The 15,974-nt window shown below is 38.3% G+C and carries 19 protein-coding genes; 4 read left to right on the forward strand and 15 right to left on the reverse strand.

The window, feature by feature from the left end:
• Window positions 1-7 precede the first annotated feature (7 nt).
• The 10 genes from G5B37_RS09550 to G5B37_RS09595 form a co-directional block, all read right to left on the reverse strand.
• The gene (locus tag G5B37_RS09550; protein WP_164679810.1) at window positions 8-1,168 is read right to left on the reverse strand and encodes a metal ABC transporter permease; all 1,161 of its coding nucleotides are present in this window, start codon (window positions 1,166-1,168) and stop codon (window positions 8-10) included.
• Window positions 1,161-2,285, reverse strand: coding sequence for a metal ABC transporter permease (locus G5B37_RS09555; protein WP_164679811.1), 1,125 nt, complete (start codon window positions 2,283-2,285; stop codon window positions 1,161-1,163). The genes G5B37_RS09550 and G5B37_RS09555 overlap by 8 nt, the downstream gene beginning before the upstream one ends.
• A gap of 98 nt (window positions 2,286-2,383) precedes the next feature.
• On the reverse strand, window positions 2,384-3,121 hold the full coding sequence (locus tag G5B37_RS09560; RefSeq protein ID WP_164679812.1) for a metal ABC transporter ATP-binding protein: 738 nt from the start codon (window positions 3,119-3,121) through the stop codon (window positions 2,384-2,386).
• Between the two features lies 1 nt (window position 3,122).
• Window positions 3,123-4,034: a metal ABC transporter solute-binding protein, Zn/Mn family gene (locus tag G5B37_RS09565; RefSeq protein WP_164679813.1), complete on the reverse strand. Its 912-nt coding sequence runs from the start codon at window positions 4,032-4,034 to the stop codon at window positions 3,123-3,125.
• Between the two features lie 9 nt (window positions 4,035-4,043).
• Entirely contained in the window at window positions 4,044-4,826 is a 783-nt protein-coding gene (locus tag G5B37_RS09570) for a transporter (protein WP_164679814.1), read from the reverse strand.
• 3 nt (window positions 4,827-4,829) lie between these two features.
• Complete coding sequence (locus G5B37_RS09575; protein WP_164679815.1) at window positions 4,830-5,486, reverse strand: metal-dependent transcriptional regulator; 657 nt, start codon at window positions 5,484-5,486, stop codon at window positions 4,830-4,832.
• A 100-nt stretch (window positions 5,487-5,586) separates the two neighbouring features.
• Window positions 5,587-6,081 carry a YciI family protein gene (locus G5B37_RS09580; RefSeq protein ID WP_164679816.1) on the reverse strand — a complete coding sequence of 165 codons (495 nt, stop codon included), beginning with the start codon at window positions 6,079-6,081 and terminating at the stop codon, window positions 5,587-5,589.
• Between the two features lie 33 nt (window positions 6,082-6,114).
• Window positions 6,115-6,585 (reverse strand): CYTH domain-containing protein, encoded by a 471-nt coding sequence (locus G5B37_RS09585; protein WP_164679817.1) that lies wholly within the window; start codon window positions 6,583-6,585, stop codon window positions 6,115-6,117.
• Window positions 6,570-6,947, reverse strand: coding sequence for a VOC family protein (locus G5B37_RS09590; protein WP_164679818.1), 378 nt, complete (start codon window positions 6,945-6,947; stop codon window positions 6,570-6,572). Before G5B37_RS09590 ends, G5B37_RS09585 begins: the two co-directional genes overlap by 16 nt.
• Entirely contained in the window at window positions 6,944-7,594 is a 651-nt protein-coding gene (locus G5B37_RS09595; protein WP_164679819.1) for an NAD(P)H-binding protein, read from the reverse strand. Before G5B37_RS09595 ends, G5B37_RS09590 begins: the two co-directional genes overlap by 4 nt.
• A gap of 133 nt (window positions 7,595-7,727) precedes the next feature.
• Between G5B37_RS09595 and dinB the strand changes: the two genes are divergently transcribed.
• The 3 genes from dinB to G5B37_RS09610 all read left to right on the forward strand — a co-directional run bounded on the left by dinB (window position 7,728) and on the right by G5B37_RS09610 (window position 11,003).
• The gene (dinB, locus tag G5B37_RS09600) at window positions 7,728-8,834 is read left to right on the forward strand and encodes a DNA polymerase IV (RefSeq protein ID WP_164679820.1); all 1,107 of its coding nucleotides are present in this window, start codon (window positions 7,728-7,730) and stop codon (window positions 8,832-8,834) included.
• Window positions 8,835-8,942: 108 nt separating this feature from the next.
• On the forward strand, window positions 8,943-9,713 hold the full coding sequence (locus G5B37_RS09605) for an SH3 domain-containing protein (protein ID WP_164679821.1): 771 nt from the start codon (window positions 8,943-8,945) through the stop codon (window positions 9,711-9,713).
• Window positions 9,714-9,812: 99 nt separating this feature from the next.
• Window positions 9,813-11,003 (forward strand): T9SS type A sorting domain-containing protein, encoded by a 1,191-nt coding sequence (locus G5B37_RS09610; protein ID WP_164679822.1) that lies wholly within the window; start codon window positions 9,813-9,815, stop codon window positions 11,001-11,003.
• Here the strand turns inward: G5B37_RS09610 and pyk are convergent, their stop codons facing one another.
• The 5 genes from pyk to G5B37_RS09635 are packed head-to-tail and all read right to left on the reverse strand — an operon-like array spanning window position 11,004 to window position 15,227.
• On the reverse strand, window positions 11,004-12,434 hold the full coding sequence (pyk, locus tag G5B37_RS09615) for a pyruvate kinase (protein WP_164679823.1): 1,431 nt from the start codon (window positions 12,432-12,434) through the stop codon (window positions 11,004-11,006).
• Window positions 12,434-12,925 (reverse strand): IPExxxVDY family protein, encoded by a 492-nt coding sequence (locus G5B37_RS09620; protein ID WP_164679824.1) that lies wholly within the window; start codon window positions 12,923-12,925, stop codon window positions 12,434-12,436. Before G5B37_RS09620 ends, pyk begins: the two co-directional genes overlap by 1 nt.
• 49 nt (window positions 12,926-12,974) lie before the next feature.
• Window positions 12,975-13,718, reverse strand: a complete 744-nt coding sequence (gene rnc / locus G5B37_RS09625) for a ribonuclease III (RefSeq protein ID WP_164679825.1) — start codon at window positions 13,716-13,718, stop codon at window positions 12,975-12,977.
• 9 nt (window positions 13,719-13,727) lie between these two features.
• A complete protein-coding gene (gene fabF, locus G5B37_RS09630) occupies window positions 13,728-14,981 on the reverse strand; it encodes a beta-ketoacyl-ACP synthase II (protein ID WP_164679826.1) in 1,254 nt (417 codons plus the stop codon).
• A 12-nt stretch (window positions 14,982-14,993) separates the two neighbouring features.
• Window positions 14,994-15,227, reverse strand: a complete 234-nt coding sequence (locus G5B37_RS09635) for an acyl carrier protein (RefSeq protein ID WP_068590783.1) — start codon at window positions 15,225-15,227, stop codon at window positions 14,994-14,996.
• A 177-nt stretch (window positions 15,228-15,404) separates the two neighbouring features.
• On the opposite strand from G5B37_RS09635, the gene purN reads away from it, so the two are divergent.
• Window positions 15,405-15,974 carry a phosphoribosylglycinamide formyltransferase gene (purN, locus tag G5B37_RS09640; protein WP_164679827.1) on the forward strand — a complete coding sequence of 190 codons (570 nt, stop codon included), beginning with the start codon at window positions 15,405-15,407 and terminating at the stop codon, window positions 15,972-15,974.

Here is a 15,974-nt window from a genome sequence, read left to right on the forward strand (position 1 = left end):
AGTGAGCTTAACCACGAAATAAAAAGAAATCATCTTTCATAGGCTCAATCTTTTCGTCTTTATTAGTGATAATATATTCTATTGCCAAATCAGTAAATTCTTTTCCTTTTTCAGTAAGTGAAACTATCTCGTCGTCAATCGCTATCATATTATTTTTTAAGGCGAGATTTAAGACGGTTCGGGATTGTACTTTTTGCCAATTAATATGCTCCTGTAGATGATTAATATGGCGTTCGTTTTCTTCAGAATGATTATTTAAGTGCAATAAAAATGTTAGTAATGATACTTCTGTACGCTGTTGTTTTTGGCGATATACAACCGCAATTAACCCTTTCCGCGGAGCGAATAAATACACGCCTAAAAAGACAATTCCTAGCATAGTGGTCATGCTTCCAGAAATAGAAGCATCTAATAAATGTGCCAGCCAATATCCTGCAATGGCCGAAAACACACCAAAAAATACTGAAAGTAGCAACATCTTTTTTAAATCTGAAGTTAACAAATAAGCTGTTGCTGCGGGCGCAATCATTAATGCCACGACTAGAATTGCTCCTACCGCATCAAAAGCTCCTACAACAGTCACAGAGCTTATAGACATTAGGCCATAATGCATTATTACTGGTGAAATACCGAGTGCAGAGGACAACCCAATATCAAACGTGCTCACTTTTAACTCTTTGTAAAATAAAATAAGTAATGTAACGGTTATAAACAATATGCCGCCCATAATCCATAGTGATTTTGATCCTACGTCCATACCGCCCATTATCAATCTATCGAAAGGTGCAAATGCCAACTCGCCCAATAAAACAGCGTCTACGTCTAGGTGTATATCGTTTGCGTTTTTGGCTATTAATAGTACGCCAATACTAAACAACACCGGAAACACTAAACCAATGGCTGTATCTTCTTTCACTAAACCTGTTTTTTGAATAGCTTCTACCAACACCACCGTGATAACTCCAGTTATAGCAGCAAGTAAAATTAAGAGCGGAGAATTTAAATCGTGTGTGATAAAAAACCCAAGCACTATGCCGGGTAAAATAGAATGACTAATAGCATCGCTTATGAGTGCCATTTTACGCAACACCAAAAACACACCAGGAATGGCGCATGCGGCGGCTACCACTGCCGCAATAAGTTGTATTTCAATTTGCGGGCTAGTCATCTGTTTCTGATTGATTATACAAATTCTTGGCCTTGGCGAAGCCTTCTTGCGTCATTGCCCATTGTTGACCCGCTAACACAATCCATTGTTTCTCTTCTAATTTCTGAAGGCTTTTCTTAGTAAAACCTTGAAAATTATTTAAAATTCTAATAGCATGTGGGTGTGAGATATCTTCATGGGTACGAACTATATCATACATAAATTGCAGAGTCTTCTGAAGTTCTAAATCACGTCTGTTTTGTAAAAATCGCAATTGCCTAAAAAGTAAGCCTCTGCCTGGAGAAAAAATAAATGAAACAAGCACAAAAACGGCTGCCACCAACACTATAACTGGCCCTGTTGAAAGATTATTCTGTGAGGCACTAATGGCTGTGCCAAAAACTCCAGAAAACGCACCAAAGATTGCCGCAAGAAATACCATTACACTAAGTTTATTGGTCCATTGTCGTGCTGCTGCTGCAGGCGCTAATAGCATGGCGCTCATTAACACTACGCCAACGGTTTGTAGCCCTAAGACAATAGCTAGTACTATGAAAAAAGTAATTAGAACATCTATAAACCTTGTATTAAATCCTAGTGTTTTAGTGTAATCGGCGTCAAACAATAAGATTTTGAATTCTTTCCAGAATAGCAGCAGTATAAACAATGCGATTCCGGTAACAACCACCATAAGTTGTACATCACTTTCAACTAGTGTTGCCGCTTGGCCAAATAAATATTTGTCTAGGCCAGCTTGATTAGCGTTAGGTTGCTTCTGAATAAATGTAAGCAATAACATTCCGAAGCCAAAAAATAACGACAAAATTAGACCTAGAGCAGTATCTGTCTTTAAATGTGTTTTTTTAATTATACCCCGAATCCAGAAGGTCCCAAGCAAACCACTTACAAGTGCTCCTAAGAGCAACGTATTAGTGTCTTTTGCCCCCGTAATGAGAAAAGCCACGGCAATACCTGGTAATGCGGCATGGCTAATGGCATCTCCCAATAAACTTTGTTTTCGCAATACGGCAAAACTCCCTAGCATTCCACAAATAGCACCCAATACAGCTGTGCCCAATGTGATAGTGCGCAGGGTGTAGTCTGAGACGACGAGTTGGAAGTATTCGAAGATAGTCATTGATTTTTGGTCTTTGATCTTAGGTTAATAAACTATTTATTTTCTAGTAAATTTATGGGGAGTGATCTTTATATTTTTTTCAATCTAATGACCAACGACTACTTATTCACCGCAACTTTATAATTAATTCCATACGTCTTAGTCAAATTATCGTCATTAAAAATTTCTTTTACAGGGCCTGTCGCAATTTTCTTAACATTCAAAAAAGTAACCCAATCGAAATATTCTGGCACAGTTTGCAGGTCATGATGCACAACAACAACTGTTTTTCCAGCCTTTCGAAGCTCTTTTAAAATATTTATAATAGCAATTTCTGTTGTGGCATCTACTCCTTGAAACGGTTCGTCCATAAAGTAGATAGCAGCATTTTGTACAAGTGCTCTAGCCAAGAAAACACGCTGCTGCTGGCCACCACTTAACTGACTAATTTGTCTGTTTTTAAAAGCTAACATCCCCACTTTTTCTAATGCTTCAAGAGAGGCTTTTTTCTCTTTACCGCCAGGTCTTTTAATCCAACCCAGTTGCCCGTAAGTCCCCATCATAACAACATCTAATGCGGTGGTGGGAAAATCCCAGTCTACGCTCCCTTTTTGTGGTACGTATGCCACCAGCTTTCGTTGCTCTTCATAATTTTTACCGTAAATCGTCACGCTCCCTGCGATAGGCTTTAGAATTCCAAGTATGGCTTTAATAAGTGTAGACTTACCCGCTCCATTTGGACCAACAATCGCCATTAAAACCCCTTCTGGAACGTGCAAATCTATATCCCACAGTACAGGTTTATAATTATACGCAACTGTAAGGTCGTCTACTTGTATGGCAAAGGTTTCCTTCATGCTATTTCAACTCGCTAACAATGGTGTTAACATTGTACTTAAACATTCCAATATATGTTCCTTCGTTCGTGTTTGGGTTTCCTAAGGCATCACTATACAGCGATCCTCCAATTGTTACTTCATTGCCTTTAGACTGAACCGATTGTTGCAAGGCTTCAATAGTACGTCGTGGCACAGAACTTTCAACAAAAATTGCTTTCACATTATGTGCTATAATAAATTTCGACAAACGTTGTACGTCTTGTACACCAGCTTCTGTGGCAGTAGATAACCCTTGTAGGCCTACCACTTGAAAATCGTACGCTTTTCCGAAGTAATTAAAAGCATCATGAGCAGTGACTAAAATTCTTTTTTCCTTCGGAAGGGTTGCAATAGATGCTTTCACTGTTGCTTCTAAATCGTCTAATTGCTGAAGATAATGTTTTTCATTTGCAGCATAATCTGCCGCATGTGCTGGATCCTGCTCAGATAAGGTTTTGGTCACCTTTTGCGCAAATTGTTTAAAATAGTCAATGTTAAACCACACATGGGGATCGTAGTTAGAAGCAAAATAATCTGACCCAATAAGTTCGCTCTTGTCAAGACTTTCTGCCAAAGGCACCTGCACTTTTTGCTGGCGCTCCATCTTCTCAAAAACTTCAACTAGCTTTCCTTCTAAGTGCAAACCATTGTAAAAAATAATATCTGCCTTGTACAATTTGTTTACATCACCTTCACTCGCTTTGTAAAGGTGTGGGTCTACTCCTGCGCCCATTAAACCATTTACCTCAACCAAATCTCCACCAATATTTTTTACCAAATCGGTAATCATAGTAGTCGTGGTAACGATGTTCAGTTTTTCTGAGGTAGTTTTTTCATTCTTACAACTTGAAACAATAAGGGTAAGAAGTACTATTAGTGTTATTTTTTTCATGATTTTGTTTTACTTCGGAAATCTAAAACTTGCGCCTGCACTCAATAAAATATCTTGTCCTTCTGTAATGCTTCCACCCACGGTAGCATCTAACTGAAGATTTGGTTTTAACGAATAGGTGATACCTGCATCCCATAAATGATTTGCTTGGCTATCTTCGGGAAGATCTCCATAGACTTCGGCATACAGCCCTACATTCTCTGCAACCGAATAGCCGTAAGAAAGGGTATAGATATACGCGATTTCTGGAGAATCTGAGCCCCAAGCCGCACCTACATTATAAGAAAGCGAAGACTTTTCACCTAGTGTATGAGCCAATGAAAAACGAAAATCTGCACCTGTGGTTTCTGGACGGTAATCTGTTCCCGCAGTAAATGGCAGGTACAAATGACCTAAAAGCCCTATTTGGGGTTTCCATCCGTCTTCGTCTGCCACCTCCACTTTTACACCAGCCAAAAGCGGTGTAAAACCACTCAGCACATTTGAAGCCTCTTGACCGTTATTGCTGAAACGTGTTTCTTCAAAATTCCATCCTAAACGAAACTCAAAATTGTCTAACACGCCATACCGTATAAGGGTGGTGTTATATCCATAGGTCTCTGACTTTACATTATTTTCCTCATAGGACGTATAAAATCCTCCTGCCTCAATTTGCACAAATCCTTTGGGTACCGTAAGTGGTGACTCTGTGGCATCTGGCCTATCTGTTACCATTGCAGGTGTAGTTTCTCCTTCTTGTGCATATATAGCAGCAAACATTAGCAAAAATGGAATAAATACTATTTTTTTCATGCTCTAATTTGTTTGAATGTATAGATTTTCAGCAATCTTTTTTGATATAAAAAACTGGTCTCTCCCTACTTGAATGACCATTGATCCATCAAAAAACTCTTTGCCTAGCACCTTAATTTTTGTACCTATTGTGATATTTTTTTTGTCTAAGTATTGTAAAAAATCGCTGTTACTTTCTTTTACTCCAACACAAACGCCATTTTGCTTTTTACTCAGTTCAGAAAGCAATTTTTTCTCGGTTGGCTTTACATTTCCATGCTTATCAGGAATGGGGTCCCCGTGCGGGTCGAAATCTGGAAATCCTAAAAACTTATCCAATCTAGTGACCAACTCTTCACTTTGTACGTGCTCTAATTGTTCTGCAATTTCATGCACTTCATCCCAATGAAATTTCAGCTTTTCAACCAAAAACACCTCCCAAAGGCGGTGCTTTCTAATAACGTTAGCGGCGGTTTTTCTACCAGATTCTGTTAACGATGTGCCTTTATACTTTATATATGAAAGCACTTCCTTTTCTGCCAATTTCTGAACCATATCGGTTACAGACGAAGGTTTTGTTTCCATCACCTCAGCGATGGCATTTGTACTTACCGCACCCTGATGTTTACTTTCAAGATGGTAAATGGCTTTAAGGTAATTTTCTTCTGCGAGTGAAAACATGCGGCAAAGGTAATCTATTTTTTTGATTTATATAGTTTTTATTTTTAGTCTTGTCTAAATTTAATCGCGTAAAATAGACTAGCTTATGTAAAATCTCAATTTATCTTAGGGGGAATCCTTTGGCGGCCCACCATGGGTGAAGTTCAATCTCAAGTCTTCCGGCCTGTACCATGGGGTCCATATTGGCCAAACTATCTGCAATTTTTAACGTAGGGACATTATAAATAGTTACCCCTCTTATCTCCCCATCATCTGCAAAGGGTCCAGAAATATCTGCAAAGCCTTGGGCATACATACTCCCTAGATGCTCTAAATGCAGACGTTGCAAACTATCGGCTTCTGCTTGATTCTGACTGCGATTGGGTCCTGCCTTTAAAAATGCCATAAAATATTGTTGCATTACTACGGTATCTCCAGAATCTGGGTCTATATAATCAAAAATTTGAAATCCGTCTGCTGTAAGTTGTGCCTTAAGTGCAGCAATAGATGGCTTCTCATCTTCTGGACAGGGTTCCATGATATATTCTCGCTGTATTTCTGGTTTACACGCTACAATAGTAATCAACAGCAATAATAAGAGTAGATTGTTTTTCATTGTAATATTATTAATTGGTTTTTCTGAAATATCTTACCATTTGCTAAATGGATTTTTGCTTAAACATGAGTTATAATATTGTATCTCTCCTGTTACTTCCGCTCCTAGCCATGATGGTTTGTTGAATGCTTCGTTGGCTGTAGTGAGTTCAATTTCGGCTATTTGCAACCCTTTATTGCTCCCCTTAAATTCATCAACCTCAAAAATATGTGCCCCAACTTTCACGTTGTACCTTGTTTTTTCGATAACACCTGCTTCGCATAATCTCATCAATGCCTCGGCTTCATCTAATTGTATTTCGTGCTCCCATTCAAATCGCGTGGTTCCTTCCTTATTAGATTTCCCCTTTATGGTTAAAAATCCCTTTTTACCCTTAATGCGCACCCGTACTGTACGTTCTGGATGGGTAGAAAGAAAACCTTGAAGAATTCGTTCTTTAGAAACAGCTTCTTTCTTGTAATTATCTGAGGTAACCAAAAATTTTCGTTCTATTTCAAGCGCCATGGTGGGTTTTTTCTATTGGTTCCTGCGTGGTAAATAATAATTGTATTTCCGTCGGGATCTTTAAGTTTTGCTTCAGTCCATAACCATGTTTGCGCCGTAATTTCTGTTTCAAATGAAATTCCCTTTTCATTTAATTCTGAAACTTTAAGGGCAACATCGTTCACTTCAAAATAGACAACAACACCTGGCTCCTGTGGTAATGTTTGGACTTGGTGCACCGAGAATGTAGCTTCTCCCTCTGTACATTCAAATCGGGCGTAGGCATCGTGGGTATGCACGATTAGTTTCAATCCTAATTTTGTATAAAATTCAATTGCTCGAGGCACATTGGTAGACGGAATAGTAACTTGATTTAGGTTCATTGTCGCGCAAGTTCTTTAATTTCATCTGAAGAGATGCGTTGTTTTTGACATCCTGTTCTCGCTACATAAATCATTGCCTTTGCTATGGTCTCAGGTTCTATCATTTTATATTTCTTCGGAATTAAGAAACTAAATATTCCCATAAAAAGTTGCGCCATACGCTCGCCAAAACGCTTTTCATTTCTATCGCCACCAATAAGAGAGGGTCGAAAAATATACGATTTATCTATCCCCACCGCCAAAACATCACGCTCCATTTCTCCCTTTACCTTATTATAAAACGTGCTGCTTTTAGTATCTGCACCCATGGCCGAAATAACTTCAAATACGGTAATTCTATTTTTTTTCGCGAGTTTAGCGGCATTCACCGGAATTCCATAATCTATTTTTTTATAGGTTTCTTTGTCTGGAGTTTTTGCCTTGGTGGTTCCAATACAGCAAAAAACTACATCACCAGTAAAGTCTTCGGCAAATTGATTGATGTCAAACAAATCTCCCAAATGTTCTTCTATTTTAGCATGCAAAACATTACACGAACTTCTTCCAAATATCTTAACAGTTGTGTAGGCGTCATCTTTCAGAAGTAATTCTAACAAACATCCACCTACCAAGCCAGTGGCACCTAAGATAATAGCTGTTTTGGGCATACATTTTTCTTTGAGAAGCTACCTTAAAGTATTTCGTAATGACAAACCAAGCATAACAGTAAACTAATTTGTCTCCCTGAGCTTGTTAATAGCTAATCTCTTATTTTGTCCTTAAAGGTATTAAATTTACGCTATGGAATCTGACCTTCCTATCAGGAAAATTATTCATGTAGACATGGATGCCTATTATGCATCTGTGGCACAACTAGACGATCCTTCTCTTGTTGGCAAACCTATTGCTGTAGGCGGGGGTGGCACGCGCGGTGTTATAAGCGCTGCTAGTTATGAGGCACGCACCTTTGGTGTACGCTCTGCCATGAGTGGTGCACTTGCAAAAAAATTATGCCCAGAACTCATCTTTGTACGTACCAATTTTGAACGATACCAAGAACTCTCTGAGAAGATTAGAGCAATTTTCTTTGAGTATACAGACTTGGTAGAACCTCTATCGTTAGACGAAGCATATTTAGATGTTACCGTAAACAAGAAAGGGAACCCAAGTGCTTCAATGATTGCTGCGGAAATTAGAGAAAAAATAAAAGCGCGTACAGGGTTGAATGCTTCGGCAGGAATAAGCATTAACAAATTTATTGCTAAAGTGGCTAGCGATATTAACAAGCCCAACGGACAAAAAACTGTTGCCCCAGAAGATGTTTTGCCATTTCTTGAAACCTTAGATATTAAAAAGTTTTATGGTGTTGGTAAGGTGATGAAAGAAAAAATGTACCGCCATGGTATCTATACGGGTGCCGACTTAAAAAAGAAATCGGTAGCATTTCTGCAAGAGCACTTCGGAAAAAGTGGGGCGTATTATTACGATATTGTTCGTGGCATTCACCATAGCCAAGTAAAGCCAGAGCGAACTCGCAAGTCTCTAGCTGCCGAAAGAACCTTTAGTGAGAACATTTCCTCAGAAATTTTTATGCTAGAGCGCCTAGAAAACATAGCCCTTGAAGTAGAACGCAGGTTAAAAAAAAGCAAAGTTGCTGGGCGAACCATTACACTAAAAATTAAATACCGTGATTTCACGCTACAAACACGTAGTAAAACGCTTCCTCTTTATATTTCTTCAAAAGAATTAATCATGGAAAACGTTAAAGATTTGTTATATCAAGACGAAATGCGGGACTCGGTACGTTTATTGGGTATAAGTATGTCGAACCTCAACAATGAAAACCCAAAGAAAACAAAGGATATTTCAGAAAAAATAATTGACGTTCAGCTTAAACTAGACTTCTAACCCATCTGCATAGCAGCTCCTCCTCCAAAGGTTAGAATAACTATAAAACTCATTATACTATGTAAAGAAACTACTTTAAATCATTATGAATCTTAAAACCCTACCATTATGAAAAAAGTAGCTTTCACTATTATCGCAATTGCTTTTGCAACACTTTTCACCGCTTGCAAAAATGAAACACAAGAGACCCCAACTACAGTCCAAAACCAGGATTTGGCTGTCGCAGACATCACTCCAGCTTCTACCACTAGCTATCTATACGTAACTGCATCTAGCGGTCTCACCTTACGAGAGTTTAACAATTTAAACAGTGAGAAACTTGCCGTCATGCCCTACGGAACAAAGCTGGAGGTACTTTCTGAAGAAGCTAACAATACCATGACCGTTGGCGGGATTTCGGGAGGCATGCACGAAGTAGCGTACAACAATAAAACGGGATATGCTTTTAATGGCTTTCTCTCCAAATTTTTCCCGCCAGAAAAAGACACCAATGCCAAAATATATGTAAACGACTTAAAAGCTACCTTCCCATCAGCCTCATTTATTGAAACCACTGGAGGCACGGCGAGCAAGCCTACCAATACACAAACCATTTTATTGCCAACAGATAAGTGGCATGAGGCATTTTATATTGCACAGAAACTTTATGATATCCCTTCGGTATTCCAGTTTCCAAACCCAAAAGGAAAAGATGTTGAGGTTATTAAAAACGCTAAGAAGCCTGAACAACTCCAGACAAGTAATTTGGCTATTGAACGCAAAAACAATGCTCTACAAACTATTACTTATACACAAGCTGCAGAAGGCTTTGGAACAAATATCACCATTAGCCAAGAAGCTGCATTTATGAAGATTGAATATACTACTGTAGTAGAATAGTAGTTTTAATAAGCTTAGAAGCCTGTTGAATCTTACCACTTGACAGGCTTTTTTTATGTATCTTTAAAAGAATACAACGCGGCTTTTAAATATTTTAGAATGAAATCTAAACTACTTGCAATAGGGCTCATAATAGGCACCTGTTCTTTTTCTCAAGTTACACTCATACCTGACGAAAATTTTGAAGGGTATCTTGTTTCTGAAGGTATAGATACTGATGGGCTATTAAATGGGCAAGTACTAACTGCAGACATTGAAGATGTGGTGGCATTAAGTTTAGTAAATCTTTCTATCGAAGATCTTACGGGCTTAGAAGATTTTACAGCTTTAGAAGTACTCGACTGTTCAGAAAATTTTAATTTAGAAGCTATTAATTTAAGTAGTAATACTTCTTTGCGAGAATTCTACGCTCAGTTTTGTGCTTTCACAACTATAGATTTCTCTAATAACGTAAATCTTGAACTTGTGTATGTTCCGCATAATAATTTAACCAGTTTAACATTGACAAGCCACCCCGCGTTAGAAAATTTGACATGTGGAAACCCCTTAATTGACCTTATACCTTTTAATCAAATTTCTACTCTAGATCTTTCTGGAACTCCTAATCTATTGTTTTTAGATGTGTCTTTTATGGGCAGCATGTCATCTTTAGATCTTTCTCAAATTCCATTGCTCGAAACTTTTTATGGAAGCTATTGTAGTTTTAACGCCCTTGATTTGTCTGATAATAGCGCTCTTGAAACACTTGTTTTAGGTGGATTTGATAGTGGTATCGTTTCTGGGCAAAGTAACAATCTAACAAATTTAGATCTTTCAAATAATCCAAACCTTACCACATTAGACGTTGAATTAACGAACATTAATTCTCTTAACTTAAAAAATGGGAACAATACCGTTCTGGTTTCTATGAAGGCTCATTTAAACGACCCTCTTTTTTGTATTCTAGTAGACGACGCCATTGCAGCCAACGGAGGCGCGAGTCCGTACAATACATGGGTGGTTGATGCTCAAGTTACGTATGATGATGAAGAATGCGTTCTTACCGTCGCAGAAAACACTGTAGAAAGTATTTGGTTGTACCCAAACCCAGCGGCTCAGACCATCAACCTTTCATTACCCCTACGTGAGGTACCCACAGGTATTTCTATTTACGCTACAACAGGAGAATTATTACTGCAACCTGTTTTGAAGAATAACAGCATCGATGTTTCAGAATTAGCTTCTGGAATGTACATCTTGAGTTTACAATACAATCAGGAAATATCGAATAAGACTTTCGTTAAGCGTTAATTATTTCACCTGACTCACTCGTAAAGTATTCACCATTCCTTTATCTGTAATAGGCATAGCCGCAAGGTTAATTAAATAATCTCCTTTATCAACAAAGCCATGCTGATGTGCTATACTATTTACATCGTCTACGGTTTCGTCTGTGCTTACAAACTTGTCGTAATAAAATGATTTTACCCCCCAAAGTAAATTGAGACGCGATAAAATACGGCGATTACTTGTATAGACTAAGATATGTGCGTCTGGTCTCCATGCCGAAATTTGAAACGCCGTATAGCCGCTATTTGTTAAAGTACAAATTGCTTTGGCTGAAATTTCATTGGCCATGTGCGCTGCATGGTAACATACCGATTTTGTAATATATCTATTGGTGCGTATATGTGGCGGCTCATGAGGTACTTTTATTAAGTTCGAATTTTCTACACTTTTACAAATATTTGCCATCGTTCTAATGACCTCAACCGGGTATTTTCCAACAGATGTTTCGCCCGATAACATCACCGCATCTGCACCATCCATAACGCTATTTGCTACATCGTTTACTTCTGCTCTTGTGGGTGTGAGAGAAGTAATCATGGTTTCCATCATTTGGGTGGCAATAATTACTGGAATACGCGCTCTTTTGGCTATTAAAACCAACTCCTTCTGAATTAGAGGCACTTCTTGCGCAGGAACCTCAACACCTAGATCTCCACGCGCAACCATAAGACCATCGCAATAGGCAACAATTTTTTCTATATTCTTAACCGCTTCTGGTTTTTCAATCTTAGCGATAATAGGAATTTTATACTCAGAATGTGCCTCGATTAATGCCTGTAATTCTTTTAAATCTTCTGCGTGTCGTACAAACGAAAGTGCAATCCAATCTACTTCCTGCGAAATTGCAAATACAGCGTCTTCTTTGTCTTTTTTTGTTAAGGCGGGTAACGATATGTTGGTGTTAGGAAGGTTCACTCCTTTTCTAGACCGTAGCGGTCCGCCTTGTATAACCTTAGTTTTAACCGTGTCCTTTTTGTTGGTTTCTAATACTTCAAACATCAACTTTCCGTCGTCAAGTAAAACGCGTTCTCCCGGATTTACATCTTTCGGAAAATTATCGTAATTCATGTACACTTTTTTTGCCGTACCTTCAAACTCTTTACCTGTGCAAAAGTTAATTTTATCTCCGGGTTGTACCACCACTTCTTCTTTCATAATACCAACACGCAATTTTGGGCCTTGCAAATCACCTAAAATGGCAATAGAGGTATTCATTTCCTTTCCTAGCGCACGAATCATTTTAACTCGCTGTTTTACATCGGTGTAGTCTGCATGAGAAAAATTGATTCTAAAAACGTCTACCCCTTCATTAATCATAGCACGTAGCGTTTCTTTATTTGAAGTGGCAGGGCCAAGTGTTGCTACTATTTTTGTTCTCTTTAGGTTTGGCATTAGTCAAAAATTAAATTGTCCTTTGATTTTACATCGGACGGTTCTACTGAAAAAGCTGAAATAATTTGGTTAATCTCATTCAGCTGCATTACTAGCTTTCTTATTGGTGTTGTTTCATATTCTGAAACTATTTTTAAGAAAAAATCTACTTTTTTGTATTCTGGAATTAGGTATTTTGTTACAACTTCTTCAGCTGCATCATTTCCAAATAATCCTCCACTTGCAAATGTGTGTGCTGCAACTGTTTTACATTTATTGGCAACCAGATAATACGTTGTGTATTGATCCTGATTTTCAAATTCAAACAGAGGGAAGGTAATTTCTAGTCCCTCTTCAGAAAAATCAAGATCAACCCTCCTTCTTTGCAAACGCAATTGAACATGTTGATTTAACAGAAAGGCCATTTTATAGGCTTCCTGACTACAATGAATGGCGACTAAAGAAAAATCTTCTCTACTATCATCTTCTAAAATTAATTTATAGTGCGCCATCTGTTCGAAAACACTAAAATAGCGAACCTTTTAGAAACAGATGTATTCTTTAGTTTAAATCTTTTTCGATGGCTACTTGTAGTTTGTAATACGCTCGTTTTGAAGCGCGCTCTTCAGCCTTTTTCTTCGAAGTGGCACGAGCTTTTGCTACTGTGGTATTGTCTAGTTGAAGTCGAACAGCAAAATGTTTTAACTCATCATTTCCTGTATCGTCATACACCACATACTTAAAAGTTTTTTTATGCTTTTGGCACCACTCAATGAACAAGCTCTTGTAACTAATTACCTTACCTTCAAGACGTTCAATATCTACGTAGGGCTTTATAACACGTTTATGAATAAACTTTTCGCAATATTTATATCCGCGATCTAGATAAATAGCACCCACTAAGGCTTCAAAGATATTACCATGAACGTTGCCTCCAAATTGTTTAGTAGGTATATTGGTTTTTAATAGTTTAATGAGATTTAGGTCGCGCCCCAATTCGTTTAAATGTTCTCTACTAACTACCTTAGAACGCATTTTTGTTAAGTACCCTTCGTCACCTCCTGGCACCTGAACATATAAATGTGAAGCAATTACAGAGCCCAACATAGCGTCTCCTAAAAATTCTAGGCGTTCGTAATTTTGAGGTTGTCCTTCGCTATTTTTTTCGTTGAGAGAACGATGGGTAAAAGCTTTTTCATATATAGAAATATCTTTAGGTTTAAACCCCAAGATTTTCTTTACCGCCAAAAAAAAATCCCCTTCTTGACCAGAACGGGAACTAAATATTTTCGGAACGATAGCCATTTACGAAAATTAAGCGTCTAATTTTTTAAAGAGAACGCAGGCATTATGACCTCCAAAACCGAAAGTGTTACTCATAGCAACTTTTATCTCTCTAGATTCGGCTGCGTTTAAAGTTAGATTAAGAGATCCGTCAATATTCTCATCTACCGTAGTATGGTTTATAGTTGGAGGAACCAAACTGTTTTCCATAGCTAAAATAGACGCAATAGCTTCAATAGCACCAGCAGCACCTAATAAGTGCCCTGTCATGGACTTCGTAGAATTTATATTGATATTCTTGGCGTGATCACCAAATACTTTGGTAATGGCTTTAAGTTCTGCAACATCACCCAAAGGTGTAGACGTACCGTGCGTGTTAATATGGTCTACCTGATTAGGACTCATTCCTGCATCACGTAAACAATTTAGCATCACGCGTTCTACCCCAATCCCGTCTGGATGTGGAGCAGTCATATGATACGCATCACTAGACATTCCACCACCTAAGACTTCGGCATAAATTTTTGCGCCACGCTTCTTAGCGTGCTCATATTCTTCCAGAATTAGTGCTCCAGCGCCTTCACCTAAGACAAATCCGTCGCGAGTAGCGTCAAAAGGTCTTGATGCAGTTTCGGGACTTTCATTTCTGGTAGAAAGTGCATGCATGGCATTAAAACCGCCCATACCTGCCATAGTTACTGCTGCTTCGCTTCCTCCCGTTACAATAACGTCACAATGACCTAAACGAATGTAGTTAAGGGCATCAATCATTGCATTTGCGGAAGAGGCACATGCAGAGACCGTGGTATAATTAGGCCCCATAAAACCATGCTTAATAGAAATATTACCTGGGGCAATATCTGCTATCATTTTTGGAATAAAGAAGGGGTTGAAACGTGGTGTTCCATCCCCTTCTGCAAAATTTATTACTTCATTCTGAAAAGTTTCTAATCCACCTATTCCTGCACCCCATATTACTCCCACTCGAAATTTATCTACTTCGTCTAGGTTAATACCGGCGTCGGCAATGGCTTCGTCTGAAGAAACTAGCGCATATTGGGCAAAACGGTCCAATCTACGGGCTTCTTTTCTATCAAAATGAGTTTCTGGATCGAAATTCTTTAGCTCACAAGCGAATTTAGTCTTGAACTTTTCAGTATCAAAATAGGTAATAGGCGCGCACCCGCTTTTGCCATTTTTCAGACCCTCCCAATATTCTGGGATGGTGTTTCCAATGGGCGTAAGGGCTCCTAGACCAGTAACTACAACTCGCTTCAATTCCATATAGGAGGTGTTTTATTTAGCTTCCTCGATGTATGAAACTGCCTGTCCAACCGTAGCAATGTTCTCTGCTTGATCGTCTGGAATCTGAATATCGAATTCTTTCTCGAATTCCATAATTAGCTCAACGGTGTCAAGGCTGTCTGCCCCTAAGTCGTTAGTGAAGCTAGCTTCGTTTACAACTTCGTTTTCGTCAACGCCTAATTTGTCTACGATGATTGCTTTTACTCTTGATGCAATGTCTGACATAATGTTTTGTTTTAAAATTTAATTAAGTGGCAAAAATAAAATATTTTAATTGAAATCGCTATTTCTATCACAAAATGTGAATCCCAATTTAGCATTTTTTAGGCGAAGTAAAACCCGATTGCCGTACTTTTGTTATTTATTTATTGATTTACTTCTGTGAAAACCAAAGAAACCAAGATGAAGAAGAGGATTGTTATTTTTGCTTCAGGCAGTGGTACCAACGCCCAAAATATTATTCAATACTTTCAGCAATCTAAAGTTGCCGAGGTTGTTCATGTCCTCACTAACAAGAAGGATGCCAAAGTGTTAGCTCGCGCTGAAGCCCACAATACAAAGGCTTCAAGTTTCACCAGAGCCCAGCTCATTTCCGAAGAAGGCGTGCTACAAACCCTTAAGAAAAGCAAGCCAGATATTATTGTTCTTGCTGGTTTTCTGCTGAAATTTCCTGAAATTATTCTGCAATCGTTTCCCAACAAAGTAATTAATATTCACCCTGCATTACTTCCAAAATATGGGGGAAAAGGTATGTACGGACATCATGTTCATGAGGCTGTAGTGGCAAATAATGAAACAGAAACAGGCATTACTATACATTTTGTGAATGAAAATTATGATGAAGGGGCGATAATTCTTCAGAAAAAAACAACAATTTTACCCGAAGATACTGCCGAAGATGTAGCTAAAAACGTACAAAAATTAGAATATGAATGGCTTCCAAAAGTTATTGAAACCCTATTAAAAGAATAA

The organism is Rasiella rasia (genome assembly GCF_011044175.1).
Lineage (GTDB): Bacteria > Bacteroidota > Bacteroidia > Flavobacteriales > Flavobacteriaceae > Marinirhabdus > Marinirhabdus rasia.